At 44.2% G+C, this 16,899-nt stretch carries 13 protein-coding genes and 1 tRNA gene; 12 read left to right on the top strand and 2 right to left on the bottom strand.

What is annotated here, in order from left to right; genetic code table 11:
- Positions 1-2: 2 nt before the first annotated feature.
- The 11 genes from AC2UZJ_RS03065 (at position 3) to AC2UZJ_RS03015 (ending at position 14,383) form a co-directional block, all read left to right on the top strand.
- Positions 3-1,265 carry an aspartate kinase gene (locus AC2UZJ_RS03065; RefSeq protein WP_486948659.1) on the top strand — a complete coding sequence of 421 codons (1,263 nt, stop codon included), beginning with the start codon at positions 3-5 and terminating at the stop codon, positions 1,263-1,265.
- 64 nt (positions 1,266-1,329) lie between these two features.
- Positions 1,330-1,421 (top strand) — tRNA-Ser (locus AC2UZJ_RS03060).
- Positions 1,422-1,504: 83 nt separating this feature from the next.
- Positions 1,505-3,745, top strand: a complete 2,241-nt coding sequence (gene nfrB, locus AC2UZJ_RS03055) for a cyclic di-3',5'-guanylate-activated glycosyltransferase NfrB (RefSeq protein ID WP_486948658.1) — start codon at positions 1,505-1,507, stop codon at positions 3,743-3,745.
- Positions 3,742-6,729 carry an NfrA family protein gene (locus AC2UZJ_RS03050; RefSeq protein WP_486948657.1) on the top strand — a complete coding sequence of 996 codons (2,988 nt, stop codon included), beginning with the start codon at positions 3,742-3,744 and terminating at the stop codon, positions 6,727-6,729. The genes nfrB and AC2UZJ_RS03050 overlap by 4 nt, the downstream gene beginning before the upstream one ends.
- Entirely contained in the window at positions 6,729-7,625 is an 897-nt protein-coding gene (locus AC2UZJ_RS03045; protein ID WP_486948656.1) for a DUF4434 domain-containing protein, read from the top strand. Before AC2UZJ_RS03050 ends, AC2UZJ_RS03045 begins: the two co-directional genes overlap by 1 nt.
- Before the next feature lie 20 nt (positions 7,626-7,645).
- Positions 7,646-8,776 carry a non-hydrolyzing UDP-N-acetylglucosamine 2-epimerase gene (gene wecB, locus AC2UZJ_RS03040; protein WP_486948655.1) on the top strand — a complete coding sequence of 377 codons (1,131 nt, stop codon included), beginning with the start codon at positions 7,646-7,648 and terminating at the stop codon, positions 8,774-8,776.
- Between the two features lie 39 nt (positions 8,777-8,815).
- Positions 8,816-10,063, top strand: coding sequence for an alpha-hydroxy-acid oxidizing protein (locus AC2UZJ_RS03035; protein WP_486948654.1), 1,248 nt, complete (start codon positions 8,816-8,818; stop codon positions 10,061-10,063).
- A gap of 120 nt (positions 10,064-10,183) precedes the next feature.
- A complete protein-coding gene (locus AC2UZJ_RS03030) occupies positions 10,184-11,056 on the top strand; it encodes an ion transporter (protein ID WP_486948653.1) in 873 nt (290 codons plus the stop codon).
- A 49-nt stretch (positions 11,057-11,105) separates the two neighbouring features.
- Positions 11,106-11,702 carry a glutamine amidotransferase-related protein gene (locus AC2UZJ_RS03025; RefSeq protein ID WP_486948652.1) on the top strand — a complete coding sequence of 199 codons (597 nt, stop codon included), beginning with the start codon at positions 11,106-11,108 and terminating at the stop codon, positions 11,700-11,702.
- Positions 11,703-11,726: 24 nt separating this feature from the next.
- On the top strand, positions 11,727-12,203 hold the full coding sequence (locus tag AC2UZJ_RS03020) for an MgtC/SapB family protein (RefSeq protein WP_486948651.1): 477 nt from the start codon (positions 11,727-11,729) through the stop codon (positions 12,201-12,203).
- Between the two features lie 101 nt (positions 12,204-12,304).
- On the top strand, positions 12,305-14,383 hold the full coding sequence (locus tag AC2UZJ_RS03015) for a catalase (RefSeq protein WP_486948650.1): 2,079 nt from the start codon (positions 12,305-12,307) through the stop codon (positions 14,381-14,383).
- On the opposite strand, the gene AC2UZJ_RS03010 is transcribed toward AC2UZJ_RS03015, so the two are convergent.
- A complete protein-coding gene (locus tag AC2UZJ_RS03010) occupies positions 14,373-14,909 on the bottom strand; it encodes a metal-dependent hydrolase (protein WP_486948649.1) in 537 nt (178 codons plus the stop codon). The two genes, AC2UZJ_RS03015 and AC2UZJ_RS03010, sit on opposite strands and share 11 nt — an antisense overlap.
- 33 nt (positions 14,910-14,942) lie before the next feature.
- Positions 14,943-15,647: an SDR family NAD(P)-dependent oxidoreductase gene (locus tag AC2UZJ_RS03005; RefSeq protein ID WP_486948648.1), complete on the bottom strand. Its 705-nt coding sequence runs from the start codon at positions 15,645-15,647 to the stop codon at positions 14,943-14,945.
- On the opposite strand from AC2UZJ_RS03005, the gene AC2UZJ_RS03000 reads away from it, so the two are divergent.
- The gene (locus AC2UZJ_RS03000) at positions 15,648-16,895 is read left to right on the top strand and encodes an exonuclease SbcCD subunit D C-terminal domain-containing protein (protein ID WP_486948647.1); all 1,248 of its coding nucleotides are present in this window, start codon (positions 15,648-15,650) and stop codon (positions 16,893-16,895) included.
- The last annotated feature ends 4 nt before the right edge of the window (positions 16,896-16,899 follow it).

Raw genomic sequence — 16,899 nt, 5'->3', positions numbered from 1 at the left:
TTATGTCGATAATCGTACAGAAATATGGCGGCACATCGATGGGCTCAGTAGAGCGCATTAAAAATGTGGCTCGCCGCGTTGCCAAATGGCACAAAGCAGGACACCAAGTGGTGGTGGTTCCATCCGCCATGTCGGGTGAAACCAATCGTTTGCTAGGCTTGGCCTCGGAGATTTCTGCCCACCCGGATGCGCGTGAGCAAGACATGCTAGCAGCTACGGGCGAGCAGGCAAGTAGTTCATTACTCGCTATGGCGTTAATTGAGCAAGGTATAGAGGCGCGCAGCTATGCGGGCTGGCAAGTGCCAGTGCAAACGGATTCCTCCCATACTCGTGCACGTATTAAATCAATAGACCCCGAGCGCGTACAAGCTGACTTAGACGCAGGTCGTGTGGTGATCGTAACGGGATTCCAAGGTATAGATAGTAACGGTAATATCACTACCTTAGGACGTGGTGGTTCAGACACCTCAGCAGTTGCCATGGCTGCGGCCCTAAAGGCCGATGAATGTTTGATTTTTACTGATGTGGATGGGGTTTATACCACTGATCCACGCGTGGTGCCCGAAGCCCGTCGTATGGGGGTAATTTCCTTTGAGGAAATGCTGGAGCTGGCCTCTTTAGGCTCTAAAATTTTACAAATACGTTCGGTGGAATTTGCTGGTAAATACCGAGTTCCCGTTCGTGTTTTATCGTCTTTAACTGATCCTGATTTGCCCATAGACGAAGAAGACTCTTCGGGCACGCTTATTACCTTCGAGGAAGATACAAAAATGGAAGCTGCTCTTGTTTCTGGTATTGCTTTTAGCCGCGATGAGGCCAAATTCACATTACGTGCGGTACCTGATACCCCAGGTGTGGCGTACTCTATTTTAGGCCCTATTGCAGAGGCCAATATAGATGTGGATATGATTTTGCAAAACCTTTCTGTACAAGGCACCACAGATTTTTCCTTTACGGTGGGTCGTGCAGATGCGGAGCGCACAGAAGAGCTATTAAAAAACACCATTGGTCCCGCTGTAGGAGCTGGTGAAATCGTGGCGGATTCCAAAGTGTGTAAGGTGTCTATTGTGGGCATTGGCATGCGTAGTCATGCGGGTGTGGCCAGTAAAATGTTCCGTGCGCTCTCTGAAGAAGGCATTAATATCCAAATGATCAGCACCAGTGAAATCAAAACTTCAGTGGTAATTGATGATAAATACATGGAGCTCGCTGTACGTACTTTGCATCGCGTGTTTGAACTGGATCAGACGCCAAATAATCCCTAAAAAATTTAGTTTGGCTAGGGCTAGCTTTTTGAATTAAAGCTATGCTATAGTATTCTCTTTACACGGAGATGTGGCCGAGAGGTTGAAGGTACTCCCCTGCTAAGGGAGCATGCGGCTTAAACCGCATCGAGGGTTCGAATCCCTCCATCTCCGCCAGATTTTAAAGCCCTTGCATTTAATTAATGCAGGGGCTTTTTTTCGTCTTAAGGTAGTAGTATGGTAGGAATATCTTAGATGCTTTGGGTAATGATTTGATTGATGTATTTTCAACCTATCTTTATGGGCTCAAGTTTATTGCTATTGCTTTAGCAGTAGCTATGATTATTAGCGGTATAGACGATCTTTTTATCGATATTGCTTATTGGGTTCGTCGTGTCTTTCGATTTGTAACTATTTATAGCCATCGTGATTATATGGGCTATGAAGAGCTCTATAAACCAGATGAAAAACCTCTAGCCATTATGATTCCAGCATGGCAGGAAACAGGGGTGATAGGTAATATGGCACAACTGGCTGCCAGTACGCTTGATTATGAGAATTATCATATCTTTGTTGGCACGTACCCTAATGATCCAGATACCCAGAAAGATGTGGATGAGGTTTGTGCACGTTTTCCCAATGTCCATAAGGTGGTTTGCGCGCGCCCAGGTCCAACGAGTAAAGCGGATTGCTTAAATAATATTTTAGATGCGATTTTGCAATTTGAAATCAGCGCTAATTTTGAATTTTCTGGTTTTATTTTACACGATGCCGAGGATGTGCTTTCACCCCTAGAGTTACGGTTATTTAATTTTCTTGTTGATCGAAAAGATTTAATCCAAATACCTGTATACCCTTTTGAGCGTAAGTGGACTAATTTCACTAGTCAGTCGTATTTAGATGAGTTCTCTGAATTGCACGGTAAAGACGTTCCTATACGTGAGGCGCTAGCAGGGCAGGTGCCTAGTGCGGGGGTTGGGACTTGCTTTAGCCGTAGAGCCATAGTGGCTTTATTGCTTGATGGGGATGGGATTGCTTTTGATGTACAAAGTCTTACTGAAGACTACGATATAGGTTTTCGTCTCAAAGAAAAAGGGATGGAGGGAATATTTGCTCGTTTTTCTGTTATAGATGAGGCTGCTTTAACAGCTAAAAGAAAAACCTTTCAAGGAAAACGAGCATCAAACGTGATTTGTGTACGTGAGTATTTTCCCGATACGTTTAAAACAGCAGTAAGACAAAAGTCTCGTTGGATTATAGGGATTGTTTTTCAAGGCTATAAAACCCATGGTTGGACTAAAAGTCTAACTTTGAACTATTTTTTGTGGCGTGATAGAAAAGGTTTATTCAGTAATTTTACAAGTTTTATGGCCATGTTGGTCATGTTTCAACTTGTATTGCTTTGGTTGTATCAGACATTTTGGCCGGATGCCTGGCAGTTCCTCTCAATATTTACCAGTGACCCATGGTTAGTGACTTTGCTATGGATTAATCTTGGGTTAATGATTAATCGGATTTTTCAACGGGTTTTTTTTGTCACGTCCTATTACGGGTTGGGGCAAGGGGTTTTATCAATATTACGCCTCTTTTGGGGTAACACCATTAATTTCATGGCAAATTGGCGCGCCTTATTACAAGTGTTGCAACAAGGTGATCCGCGTCGCGTGGCTTGGGATAAAACTACCCATGATTTTCCAAGTATTGTGGGTGAGAATCGAGCGTTACGGCCTTTAGGACAGATTTTAATTGATCATAAATGGATTACGGAGCAAGAATTAGCTGATGCCTTACTCTATCCTGTACCTGGTTTGCGTTTGGGAGGTGTTTTAATTACGCGCCGTTTAGTAACACCTCGGCAATTAGCTGCAGCATTAGCCGAACAAAACGGTGTTAAATTTGAAGAAATAAATCCATCTGAAATTTCCGCATCTTTAATTAATAAGATACCCGCAAGGATTGCTTTGCACTATGGCATATTGCCCATAGACGAAGAGCATGGAGTATTGAAAGTAGCAAGTGAAAATGGCATTGACCCAGTTTCTTTAGCGGCGTTAGCACGTAAAGTGCAAACTCCTATTCAATATGTGATTGTGCCTAGAGGTCAAGTGGTCGTGGGATTACGTCACTGGTATGCACGTCAAAAAAATGAAAACCCTAAAGCCTTATTAAAAAAGGCGGTAAATCATGCTTGGCTCACCTCAGAGCAGGCAGCCGAGTTGTGGGAAGAGTATGTTTCTGAGCAGTTCCTTTTTACAGAGATACTGGTTTCACTTGGGCAGATTAATAGTTCTTCCATGAGTGCACTTTTATTACGTCATGAGCGTACAGACTTACCTTTAGGCATGTTTTTAGTGACTGAAGGAGTGATTACGCAAGAGGTATTAGATAGAGCCTTAGCACGACAAAAAGAATTGCAAGTATCGATGCAAACATTATTAAAACAAGCTGGATTGTCTTCTGGTCAAGTTTCTGAGCTTGAAAAAATTGAGAGTGACGTATGAAAAAGTTCAGGGCTATGCTTTTCTGGTGTTTAGTTAGCGGATTGTTGTTATTCACGTTCACTTTAAAAGTAGCCATTGCAGAGGCAAAAACAGGCACCAGTGCAGAGGAGCTAGGCGTAAGTAGTTATCAACATTTTGTCATTTATCCGCATTTAGAAAAAGCGTTGAAAGCTCAAGAAAACGATAACGAAGGCGTTGCTTTACAAGAGTTCGAGCATATTCATAAGCTGGCGCCAGAAAGTATCCCGTTAATCATATATTTGGTAGAAGCTTATCGTTACTTTGATCACGATGAGCGTGCGCGTGCGATGTTACTAGAGCAGCTAAAACGACATCCTCAAGATGCTAGATTACAAAAGCAATTGAACGCATTACCAAAAGTTGTGGAACCCATCACAAACCTAGCCGAATTACGCCAGCAACAGCATCGTTGTGATGCAGAGCCAAGCACGGAATGTAGAAGCGAGGTAGGGCAAAACGCGTTGCGTCTAGGGGCCTTAGATATTGCACTTGACCAGTTAGCGGATTCCAATTTTAAAGAGCAGCCTCAAGCCCAAGCCTTGGAAAAAGACATTGCACAGCGGGCTATTACTCTACAGCAATGGCCCATGGTTGATGAGGTGTTTAGTCGCATTCAAAAAGAAGGTAAACGTAAGTTGAACCCTCAGGAGTTAAATCAATGGTTTAATGCTCTGCTCTTAGGGCAATTAGATCAGCGATTGTTAGCATTACAGTCTGAAGGGGTGTTTGATAGTCCAGCTGAAAAAATAGCGTATGCCACCACCTTATTAGAACGAGCAAAGTCAGACCAGTTAGCACAGTATTTAGCGAGTAATGCGCCTGATTTTGAAACGGCAGAGCAAGAAAAAAGTTGGTTGTATTTATTATCAAATTACCACTCAGACCCGTATCAGGCCTTAGTGCAACAGACAATCCAATTTTCTGAGAATCAACGTTTTGTGACGGGTGAAACCTTACCTATCGCATTAAAAAATCAAGACTATCGTCTTGCACAAAACCTCTTGAAAGCCTTGCCTGAAAATAGCTATTTAGCAGAGCGCTATGCGTTGAGTCTTGCCACTCATAATCAAGCAGAAACCTTGCGCGTAGCACGTGAGCTTTATAAGCAAAACCCATCCGATCTTAACTATTTAGATCAGCTGTCTTGGCAGTTAATGCAGTCTGGGAAAACGCAGGAGGCGGCTCGTTTATTAGCGAATCGCTATCCATTTGCAGATAAGAGAAATCAAGCACTTACAAAAGGTTTAATGCTGAGGTTATCAGATTTAGTGGCTGCGTCTCCAAACGCCATTACAGCAGAACAAAAAGAGCGATTAGTAAAACCCTTAGCCACTGCTGAGTTAAGGCAATTTCAAAGCACCTTGTCTTGGTTTGCGAATAATTGTGCTGCAACTGTAGCGTTATTAGAGGATTTTTCATCTAGCTATGAGGCGCAGACGTGGCAGATATTGGGGGATTGTTATCGAGATGCGTTTCCAGGGTTAGCGCTTTATGCATACCAGCAAGCAGAGTCACGTAAGAAAGAGGAATACAACCATCGTGCGGTGGCTTATCAAGCTTATGAAGTCGAAGATTACCAAGAGGCCTTGAGAGCGTGGCAGTCGATTGACACTCATGTAATGAGCAACGAGGACTTGAAAGCGGCTACGCAGACGGCCCAAGTGGCTAATGATAGCGCGGCAAGAGATCTATGGTTACTAGAACAGAAAAAACGAGGCTTAGATAACACGGAACATTATTGGTGGCTACATGCCCAACGGTATTTGCCAAATCAGCCGGAGTTAGCCTTGGCAGACCTTAGTCGTGCCATTCTAGCAAAGCCTACAGTACGAGCTTACAGTTCTCGTAGTGCCGTCTACCGTCAGTTAGATAAATTAGATGAAGCCATTGCAGATCTAGAGCAAAGTATTTTTTTAGAGCCTGATAATAAACAGTTACAAGCCGCGCTGGGCTATGCCTTATGGGATAAAAAAGAGTTCATGGCCTCCAAAAAGGCTCATGAGAGTGCACTGGAGGCCATGCCGGATGATGTGGCTTTGCTCAAGCAGTTAACGTATGTGAATCAACGGCTAGATGATGTGCTGAGTACGCAGCACTATGCACGTCAGGTTATTGATTCCATCAATTATGTATCTGAAGTGGAGCCATTAAGCTTAGAAGAAAATCAAACTCTTTTTGATTTTCGGCGCATGCATGAGGATGTGGCTCGCCGCTGGACAGGTAATGCCGATATGTCTGTGGGTTTAAATTCGGGCAGTGTGGGCGCTGCAAACCCAACCACAGCAGTGGCACCAAATAAAAGTTATCGTAGTTTTGGGCAAATAGAAGTTGATTACCGCTTAGGACGTAATCAGCTCATTGAAGGGGATCTTATTTCTTTGTACAGCCGAGTTTTTGCTGATACGGGCGAAGCGGGTAAGATGCTGCCTGTTAAAGACCCTGTGTTAGGAGTGGGTGTGCGCTGGAAACCGTTACGGGATTCGATTTTCTTTATAGCGCTTGAGCAACAACAACCGCTAAACAGACAGGGCAACTCAGATACGATGGTAAGAGTGAGTACCTCCTTTCTTAACGGTGGGCGTTTTAGTGATGAATGGCATCCAAATGGTGTGGGGTGGTTAGCGCAAAATCTCTATTTAGACGGAGCCTATTATTTAAGAAGTAATGTGCAGGCTTGGACTGCAGATTATAGACTTAGCTGGCATCATAAACTGATGAATGGGCAGACGCTTGAGCCGTATGCACGTGTGCAAAGTAATGGCTATCGAAGTAAAGGCTCTACCCAGGGGGGGCAGTTTATGGGGCTAGGAGTGCGCTGGAATATTTGGTTAGGGGAGACGCAATACAACGCGTGGCCCCATAAAGTCAGTGTGGGTTTAGAGTATCAGCGTACACTCAACACCATTAACCAACCTAAAGGAAGGCGTAATAATGCATTCTTCACTTTGGGAGTGAGTTGGTAATGAATAAATTACGATCCTTATTTTCATTATTTTTACTGTTTTTTTTGCTCAGTCCTTTATCGCTATATGCGATGAATGGAATTATTTGGCAGCCTCATGATAAGGATTTATCTATTTCAACCGCCAAATGGCAAGCGTTAATGCAAAAAGTGCGGTTAGAGGGATTTGATACCTTTGTAGTACAGTGGACGCGTTATGGTGATAGCTTTTCAACGCCGGAGCGTAGAGAGCTGCTTCAGGATAAAGTAGAGAGTGCTCGCAAGGCAGGTTTAAAGATAATTCTAGGCTTATACATGGACCCGGCGTTTTTTGATCGTCAAAAACAACCCGCTACCGCCTTAAATAATTACCTCAATCGCTTACGTGTTTTAGACGTAAAACAAGTTCAACTTTGGCGAGAGACACTAGGTTTTGAAACAGATGGTTGGTATATGAGCGCCGAAATTGATGATCTAAATTGGCGAGATAGGTCTAGACGTCAGCAGATGCTTATTTGGCTTAAAGAAACAAGGCAGCAAATTAAACAGTACTCCGAACAGCCTGTTTATATTAGTAGTTTTTTTACTGGAAAAATGACACCCGCATCATATAGTGCTTTAGTTGCAGAAATACAAGCCATAGGTCTTAGAGTCTGGGTGCAAGATGGAGGTGGTGTTAATACACTTACGGCTAACCAAAGAAATCTTTACTTGGATAGTGTGACTGCCAGTGGAGTTGTTTACGAGCTTTTTACTATGCATCAGGGAGAGGTTTTTAGTGCCTCCACTAAATCGGATATAGAGCTTAAAGAATTATTAGTACAACGCCCAGCTTATTTTGAAGACCGTCTTTACTTCTCTTTACGTTATTTGCCTAGTAGTGCCGGAGTGTTAGAGATCGATAAGCACGAAGAGTAAAAATAACTCAAAGGTTAAAAATGAAAGTTTTAATTGTCTTTGGTACCAGGCCTGAAGCCATTAAAATGGCTCCTCTTATACTGGAAATGAGTAAGCGTACTGACATTGATTTGAAAGTATGCGTAACCGCTCAGCACAGAGAGATATTAGATAAGGTTCTCACTCTTTTTAATATTGAGCCCGACTATGATCTTAATATTATGAAGCATGGGCAAACCTTAGAAAGTTTGACAGTGGAACTATTACCTAAGCTGACGGAAGTGATGCGAACCTTTAATCCTAATATTGTGCTCGTACATGGAGATACCACCACCTCTTTTCTTGCCAGTTTGAGTGCTTTTTATTTGAAAGTCCCTGTAGGGCATGTTGAAGCAGGTCTAAGAACCTATGATCTGTCTTCTCCTTGGCCCGAGGAAGGGAATAGAAGATTAACAGGTGTATTAAGTCGTTTGCATTTTGCGCCTACTGAAAATGCAAAACAAAATTTACTCCAAGAGCATGTTGCAAGTAAAGATATAGTAGTTACGGGTAATACGGTAATTGATGCCTTGTTTTTAGTTAAAGAGAAACTAAAAAACACAGACAGAAAACTAGAAATGGAGCGGGCTTTCCCATTTCTAAAAAACGATCCCAAAATGGTGCTTATCACCGTTCATCGACGTGAAAACCATGGCGAGCCCATTCAGGCGATTGCTCAGGCAATAAAACAATTATCACAAAAATACCCCGATGTGATTTTTGTACTGCCGGTACATCCAAACCCTGCGGTACGAATTCCCTTACATACTGTTTTATCAAATAGTAGTAATATTCATTTAATTGAACCTCAAGATTATGTTCCTTTTGTTTATTTAATGACAAAATCAGATTTTATTTTGAGTGATTCGGGTGGTATACAAGAAGAAGCGCCCGCTTTAGGGAAGCCAGTTTTATTATTGCGTAATACGACTGAACGTCCTGAAGCTGTGGAGGCAAAAGTTGTGGAATTAATAGGATCTGAGACCAGCACTATAGTCGAGCATTGTTCAAGACTTTTAGAAGATAGTGCCTATTATACGAAAATGTCTCAAGCGAAGAATCCTTACGGAGATGGTCACGCAGCGCAGCGGGTTACAGATTTTTTAATGTCAGTAAAAGAGACTTGTTGGTGAGGTAAATACTAAATTTTATCATTACATGAGGAGTCTAATATGACTAACCGCAGAAGTTTTTTAGGATACACTGCCGCGGCTATTGGTGCGATACCATTTAGTGGTGTAGCTTTGGCGCAGAATACCACCCCCTCTGAATCGACTAATAAAGCTGCGTCTGGTGCTGCCGCAGTTGCCGCTTCGGACTACGGTGCGTCAACCGCCAATGCCGAAATCGATGTCATCAGTCTACCTGCGCTAGAAAAGCCTTTCAAAGAAGCGATTCCGGAAGCCGGTTATGTGTTTGTTACAGGAGCTAAGGGCGATGAATGGACTCTACATGAAAACCGCCGCGCCATGAATGATTTCCGCATTGTGACCCATCGTTTGACAGGCGTTAGCCCCGAGGAGCTCGATCTCTCTATCGAACTCCTAGGTCACAAATTACCTTACCCGTTTTTCGTCGCCCCCATGGGTGCTCACGGTATGGTTCATGAAGAAGGTGAAGTTGCCACTGCGCGAGGTGCAGGCATGGCGGAAACCATCTACTGCTCGTCTGGTGCCTCGAACACAACGCTGGAGCAGATAGCGCAAGCCACTGATGGCCCAAAGTGGTTCCAGCTTTATTTTAATCAAGATGTAAATGTCACTAAATCATTGCTCAAGCGGGCAAAGGATGCGGGCTATTCGGCCATTGTATTGACCGCTGATGCGCTAGGGCCTGGGATGTCGGATCGTTTCCGGGAAATGGGCGTGCCATTTCGAAGTGACATGAACTTTGGTAATCACGATCCTGCTCATGGAGGTTCCGGCAATTTTTTTGCGCAGAAGGCGGCCCTAACCCCTGAAGATATCAAAATGATCAAGGACGAAACTGGACTGCCGGTGATCGTCAAGGGCATACTGCGTGCCGAAGATGTGGATCCGATCATCGCTGCCGGTGCAGACGCGATTCAAGTCTCCAATCACGGTGGGCGTCAGATTGATGGCGTACCGGCTGCGATTAGTGCGTTGCCATTGGTCGCTAAAGCTGTTGACGGCCGTGTGCCTATCATCATGGACAGTGGTATACGTCGTGGTGTTGATGTGATCCGCGCTCTGTGCATGGGTGCGACTTGCGTTGCGGTAGGCCGCCCGGTGTTGTACGGTCTGGGCGTTGGTGGTGCACCAGGAGTGAAATCGGTGTTGGATGCTTTGGCCGCCGAACTGCGTTCCGATATGCTGCTGACGGGAGCCCAATCGGTAGCTGATTTGGATGCATCTTACATTTCCGTCACTGGCCCAAGTGCCGAAATGCAGGAGGATTGACATATATCTCCACTAATTCATCTTAAAACTCAATAAAATTGGGCAATTATAAATTCGCATTAAAAGGAAAGTGTATGCACGCGCTATCCACACTACTCTCCAAAGGTACTGAGCAAGCCTATGCGCGGTTATCCAACTGAGGATGCTCTTGGTCGGCCCGAGCAGGGCTGGCGATTGCGTTTATATACTATTATTTTTGAAGCTGATACAGTAGCGGGTCGTCGTTTCGATCAGATGTTGTTTTTGCTGATTGGCCTGAGTCTGGTTGTTATCATGGCAGATAGCTTTGATCCATGGTCACACGATTACCGCTTCACTTTTTCAGTGCTTGAATGGAGCTTTACTCTGCTTTTTACGGTGGAGTACCTGCTAAGATTACTATGTGTAAAACGCCCCTGGCGTTACGCCACCAGTTTTTACGGAGTAGTAGATTTACTGGCGGTATTACCGACTTACGCCGCTTTCTTTTTTCCCGATTTGGCCTTCCTTATAGGCGTACGTACTCTGCGCTTGTTACGTATCTTTCGCGTTTTCAAAATGACGCACTTCATGAAAGAATACCTAATGCTAGCGCGTGCCCTGCGTGCCAGCTTTCGGAAGATTTTGGTGTTTTTATCGGTTGTATTACTGATAGTACTCGTAATGGGTACGATTATGTACGTAGTAGAAGGGCCTGCAAATGGTTTTAGCAATATTCCGGTGGCGGTGTACTGGGCTATTACTACCTTGACCACGGTGGGTTTTGGCGATATTACGCCACAAACGGGTTTAGGGCGCTTTATTGCCTCATTAATGATGATGTTAGGCTGGGGAGTATTGGCCGTGCCCACGGGGATTATTACTATGGAAATGACCATAGCACAGCGTGCCATGGCCAAGTTAGTGACCACACGCACGTGTCAGGAATGTTTAACTGAAGGGCACGAAGTGGATGCTAAATACTGTAAGCAGTGTGGTGTAAAGCTGCCTGAATATCAGAGAGATTCAGACTGATCTATGGTTTTATATAATTATTAAAGTATTAAAGGTGAAGGTTTTTAAAATGAAAAAAATTATTATTCTTGATTACGGTTATGACAACATAGAAGCCCTGTGTGAAACGATTGCCGACCAAGGCTTTGAGACAGAGGTTGCACCACGTAGTACTCCGTCTGCCGCAATTAGGGCAAATAATACTATTGCGGGCGTGATTCTTGCTGGTGGGCCATACACGGTTTATAGCGATGATATTAAAGGCGTGGATGCGGATTTGTTTAGTCTTAAAACGATACCTCTTTTAGGCTTAGGCCGAGGTATGCAGGTAATGATTGACTGTCTTGGTGGCACGGTCACCCCTGCCGGTTATCAATATGCACCCACGCCTTCAAAACTAACATTACATAATGTAGATAACGGGATCTTTACGGGCTTTGAAAAAGAAATGGTGAAACCACTTGGTTTTGATGCCAAGGTCTCCAAATTGCCCGAGGGCTTTAGTGTGCTGGCCAGTGGTAAGGAAGTGGAAAGTGGCGATGATCGTCCCTTTGGTGCGATTGAGTACCCAGAAAAGAAACTTTACGGCATTCAATATGTGGTAGATGTAAAAGCCGCTGAGGCAGATAAAAAAGCCATAGCTAATTTTTTAGCTCTTACAAATTAATTACACATAACCTAACAAATTATCATGGCAACTATTTGGTATACCTTAGTCGCTGAATTTTCAGACATTACCGATTTAAGTGATGCCGTGATTATTCTATTGAGGCTTTCTTTGGCTACTCTTTTGGGAGCGGCTATTGGTTATGAGCGAGAGCGTAGAGGTAAAGATGCTGGCTTACGCACGCATATGCTGGTGTCTTTAGGCGCCGCCATTTTTATTGTGGTGCCGGTGACCAGCAATATGGAAAGCGCTGATGTAAGCCGAGTTATGCAAGGCATCATATCTGGCGTGGGGTTTTTGGGTGCAGGCGCTATTATTAAACAAGGCAAAGATATCACGGTTACCGGACTCACTACTGCTGCGAGTATTTGGGTGGCTGCCGCCATTGGTATTGCAGCTGGGTACGGGCGTGAAGCCACTGCTGTAGCGAGTACCTTAGTGGCTTTATTTGTGCTTGCAGTATTGGGACGTTTAGAGAAAAGAAATAATAAAAACACGTAGTATCAAGCTTTTACATTTATTTTTTTATAGCTAAGTAGACTGGAAAGTAGCTATACGTAACGAAAATCTTTTCTATATTAAATTTAGCTAAGGAGCTCGTCGTGTCTAATCCAAAAAAACCAACGTCTACTCAATCACCTTATCCTCAAGGCAGCGGGGGTGAAACTCAGCAACGAGGCGGAGATACGCTAACCACGAATCACGGCGTAGCCATCTCAGATAATCAAAATTCATTAAAAATGGGCTCACAAGGTCCCACATTACTCGAAGATTTTGTTCTTAGAGAGAAGATATTTCACTTCGATCATGAACGTATTCCTGAGCGTATTGTTCATGCGCGTGGTACGGGAGCGCATGGTTATTTTGAGTGCACCCATCCTATTCCTGAATTGACTAAAGCCTCTTTGTTTCAAAAAAAAGGGGCGAAAATTCCCGTTTTTTGTCGCTTATCTACGGTAGCGGGTTCTAAAGGGTCCAAAGACACCCCTCGAGATGTACGGGGCTTTGCGGTTAAGTTTTATACCGAAGAAGGTAATTGGGATTTAGTGGGCAACAACATGCCCGTTTTTTTTATACAAGATGCGATGAAGTTTCCAGATTTGATTCATGCCGTGAAACCAGAGGCTGATCGGGGCTTTCCGCAGGCAGCCTCTGCGCATGATACGTTTTGGGACTTTATTTCTTTAATGCCCGAGTCTACGCACACTGTGATGTGGTTGATGTCTGATCGCGCTATTCCTCGCTCTTTACGCATGATGGAAGGGTTTGGAGTGCATACTTTTGTACTAGAAAATGCAGAAGGTGAAACGAAGTTTGTTAAGTTTCACTGGAAACCCAAACAAGGTTTGCAGTCGACTCTGTGGGATGAGGCGGTGAAGATATCGGGGGCGGATTCGGACTATCATCGTAGAGATATGTTTGAAGCCATTGCAGCGGAACAATATCCAGAGTGGGAGTTAGGACTACAGGTTTTCGATGAGGCTTGGGCGAATCAGCAGCCTTATGATGTATTAGATGCCACGAAAATAATTCCTGAAGAGGATATTCCCGTTCAGGTGGTAGGGCGTATGGTGTTAAATAAATATCCTGACAATTTTTTTGCAGAAACAGAACAGGTAGCTTTTTTACCCACCAATATTGTTCCCGGCATTGATTTCTCGAATGATCCCTTATTACAAGGCCGGTTATTCTCTTACCTTGACACGCAGAAATCCCGTTTAGGTACCACCAACTTTCATCAAACCCCGATTAATGCCCCTAAGTGTCCCATGCATAACTTTCAGCGTGATGGCATGATGCAAACGCATCAATTTAAAGGGCGTGCCACTTATGAGCCTAATAGTTTAGATGAGGTAAATGAACCTACCGGACCGCGGGCTGTAGAGCATGGCTTTAAAACCGTTGCAAGTCACTCAGGCTCAGGGAAAGATAAACTGCGCGTACGTGCAGAAACCTTTGCGGATCATTTCACCCAACCCAGATTATTTTATCAATCACAAACGGACGTAGAGCAGCAGCACATGGTAGAGGCGTTTGTGTTTGAACTTTCCAAAGTGCAGTTAAATCACGTACGTCTACGTATGCTGGGGCAGTTGCAAAATGTGGATATGACTTTAGCTGTAAAAGTGGCGGAAGGCTTGGGCTTGGATTTACCAGAACGTATCACAGCAGCCAAAGAGCCCATTACCATGCCTGCATCAGATGCTTTATCTATCTTGAAACAAACGCCTCCTGTTGCAGGGCGCTCTTTAGGGTTGTTTGTGAGTGATGGGGCTGAGGCTTCTTTAGTCAATCAGCTACAAAAAGCCGCTAAGCAAGCCGGGGTAATGGTAAAAGTGATAGCAGAGAAAGTGGGCGGAGTGAATTTAAGCGATGGTCAACACTTAGCAGCTGATGAAAAAATAGAGGGCGCACCTTCTGTTTTATTTGACGGTATTGCACTGATCTTAACTCAATCAGAAGCGGATCGTTTAGCTAATAACAAAGCAGTGCAAGATTTTGTTTCCGATGCGTATGCGCATTTAAAAGCTATCGCTCACACAGGGGTAGCCGCTGCTTTGCTTAAACCGTTTCAAACACAAAATGATGCGTTCATCATTAATGTAGATAATGAAAAAAACGGAACCCATTTTATTAATCAGCTGGCGTCTCGTTATTGGGAAAGGAGTACTAAGCCATAAATAAACTTAAAAACCGCGCCCAGCCCGCCATTATTGTTTGCACCCAAGCCGTCTCTTGGTGCGTATAAGCCCAAAAAACCAATCCTACAAGGGTAAAAACAAAGGTCATGGACTTCTCAAACTCACCCGAACGCCACAAGCCACCAAAAATAGAAACACGTTTATGGGGCCAGAGCATAGGTACGCCCATGGGATTGGGAGCATCTGCCAAAATATGGGCTATAGCACCCACACAAACCCCTAAGGCAATCGCGGCGGGGTAGGGTTCAAGGTAATGGAAAGCGGCATACATTAATGCTAGCCAGAGTATAGGCCAGTGAGTAATGGTGCGGTGCGGTATCAATGTGCCTGTGCGCACTCCTTTTCTATAAGTGGGGATTTCAATCCAATCTGGCACGGTGGTTGAGGAGGCTGCAGCAATCCCTGCCAGAAGTTCTGCTGTATAGTTATAGCCTAATACATGCACTAAGGCCGCAGCAAAAAACCCTGCCCCTACGCCTGTTAATCGATGACCTTTTCCTGTCATTTTGTCTCAATAAATAAATCAAATACTAACTGGCTAAAAATCCAGTCTACTTCCATCCCAGTGTAGCAAATAGCCGCTGTCATTGGCTTGAAGGTTTAACAATACCTGACTAAGTCGGGCTGCAGTTTGCTGAGGGCTATAAAGCTTGTCTTGAGTTATATTGCGCTGAAAAGGGGCTGATAACTCGGTGTTTGTAGTGCCCGGATGGGTGGCTACCACTACGGTATTAGGGGCTTTACGCTGCCACTCTATAGCTAAATTTTTAATAAACATATTCAGGGCTGCTTTGCTCATGCGGTAACTATACCAACCGCCTAAACTATTATCGGTAATCGAACCTACCATGGCAGACAAAGACATCCATCGCAGTTCTGTGTTGCGACGCAGTAACGGTTGTAGTGCTTGAGCTAAATGTACATGCGCCAACACATTAACTTGGATATTGTTTAGGAAAAAATCATCAGTGAATTCAGTTAATGATTTTTCAGGGCCTTGTTGCTCTGTGTGCAGCAGACCAAAACAAACCATAACGGCATCAGGAAGAACTCCTTGTGCTTGTAGCCACTGTGTTATGAGCGAGATGTTTTTAGCATCAGTAATATCGGTTGTTAAATGGCTTTTTGAGCACGAGGATGGTTTTCTACCTATACTAAGTATTTCCACCCCTTGGGATTGCCAGTAAATCATTAACGCCTGTGCAATCCTACTACCACTTCCTGCAATTAAAATACGCTGCATATGAAAATCCTCCACACCTCTGATTGGCATTTGGGCCGTTCTTTGTACGGCAGAAAACGTTACGATGAGTTTGATGCTTTTTTGACTTGGCTGCTAGAGACCATAGATCAAGAGAAAATAGATGTTTTGTTAATAGCGGGAGATGTTTTTGATACCAGCACACCCAGTAACCGCGCCCAAGAGCAGTATTATCAGTTTTTATGGCGGGTATCGCAATCGTATTGCGATCATGTGGTGGTGATTGGTGGTAATCATGATTCTCCTTCCTTTTTAAACGCACCTAAAACGCTTTTAGAAGCATTGAATGTCTATGTGGTGGGGGCAATTACCGATGATCCGGCAGGTGAAGTGATTGTGCTTTATAAAAAGACTTGTAATACACCGCAGGCTATTATCTGTGCCGTGCCTTACTTACGTGATAAAGATATACGCACAGTGGCCGCAGGGGAAAGCAGTGATGATAAAAATAAAAAGCTTATAGCTGGGGTAAAACAACATTATGCGGATGTGGCTGCTATAGCGCAACAAAAACAAGAAGGGCTTTTGGCGGCAGGGCATACGGCCGTACCCATTATTGGTATGGGGCATTTATTTACCGCTGGTGGTAGTACTTTAGCGGATGATGGGGTACGAGAACTCTATGTGGGCTCCTTAGCCTATGTGGGGGCGGATGCGTTTCCTGAAGTGTTTGATTATGTGGCGCTAGGGCATTTGCATGTGCCACAACGCGTGGCTGGCACAGAGCATATTCGCTATTGTGGTTCACCCATACCGATGGGTTTTGGTGAAGCTAAACAGACTAAACAAGTCAACATATTGCAGTTTAATAGTCATAATCAGCCAGTGGTGCAGCCTTTGGCCATTCCCTGTTTTCAGCCCCTAGAGCGTATAGAAGGCGATCTGCCCCGTATACAATCTCAATTACAACAATTAAAAGTAGAAAACAGTCATGCATGGTTAGAGATTGAATACACGGGCGATGAAATTGCTAGTCATCTTAGTGATTTAGTGTTGCAGACCATAGAGGGCACCGCACTTGAGGTGCGGCGTATCCGAAATCTACGTACGGCACAGCAGGTTGTACAAAGTCAGCAAGCTGAGGAAACCTTAGAGGACTTAGACGTCAATGAGGTCTTTTTGCGCTGCTTAGATGCGTTTGAAGTGCCCGTAGAGCAACGTCCTGAACTTAAGTCTGCTTACAAAGACATAGTAACGGCGTTGTATGAGGAAGACGCTAAGGCAGAATAACATC

It is taken from the genome of Paenalcaligenes sp. DL 309 (genome assembly GCF_057475285.1).
Note: the sequence above shows the minus strand (reverse complement) of the source record. Positions and strands in the feature narration are given on the sequence as shown.

Excerpts from the sequence above, each read along its gene's own strand:
- AC2UZJ_RS03005 (WP_486948648.1), bottom strand. The coding sequence starts at position 15,647 with ATGCAGCGTATTTTAATTGCAGGAAGTGGTAGTAGGATTGCACAGGCG.
- AC2UZJ_RS03045 (WP_486948656.1), top strand. The coding sequence starts at position 6,729 with ATGAATAAATTACGATCCTTATTTTCATTATTTTTACTGTTTTTTTTG.
- AC2UZJ_RS03000 (WP_486948647.1), top strand. The coding sequence starts at position 15,648 with ATGAAAATCCTCCACACCTCTGATTGGCATTTGGGCCGTTCTTTGTAC.
- wecB (WP_486948655.1), top strand. The coding sequence starts at position 7,646 with ATGAAAGTTTTAATTGTCTTTGGTACCAGGCCTGAAGCCATTAAAATG.
- AC2UZJ_RS03050 (WP_486948657.1), top strand. The coding sequence starts at position 3,742 with ATGAAAAAGTTCAGGGCTATGCTTTTCTGGTGTTTAGTTAGCGGATTG.
- AC2UZJ_RS03025 (WP_486948652.1), top strand. The coding sequence starts at position 11,106 with ATGAAAAAAATTATTATTCTTGATTACGGTTATGACAACATAGAAGCC.
- AC2UZJ_RS03035 (WP_486948654.1), top strand. The coding sequence starts at position 8,816 with ATGACTAACCGCAGAAGTTTTTTAGGATACACTGCCGCGGCTATTGGT.
- AC2UZJ_RS03065 (WP_486948659.1), top strand. The coding sequence starts at position 3 with ATGTCGATAATCGTACAGAAATATGGCGGCACATCGATGGGCTCAGTA.
- AC2UZJ_RS03010 (WP_486948649.1), bottom strand. The coding sequence starts at position 14,909 with ATGACAGGAAAAGGTCATCGATTAACAGGCGTAGGGGCAGGGTTTTTT.
- AC2UZJ_RS03030 (WP_486948653.1), top strand. The coding sequence starts at position 10,184 with ATGCGCGGTTATCCAACTGAGGATGCTCTTGGTCGGCCCGAGCAGGGC.
- AC2UZJ_RS03020 (WP_486948651.1), top strand. The coding sequence starts at position 11,727 with ATGGCAACTATTTGGTATACCTTAGTCGCTGAATTTTCAGACATTACC.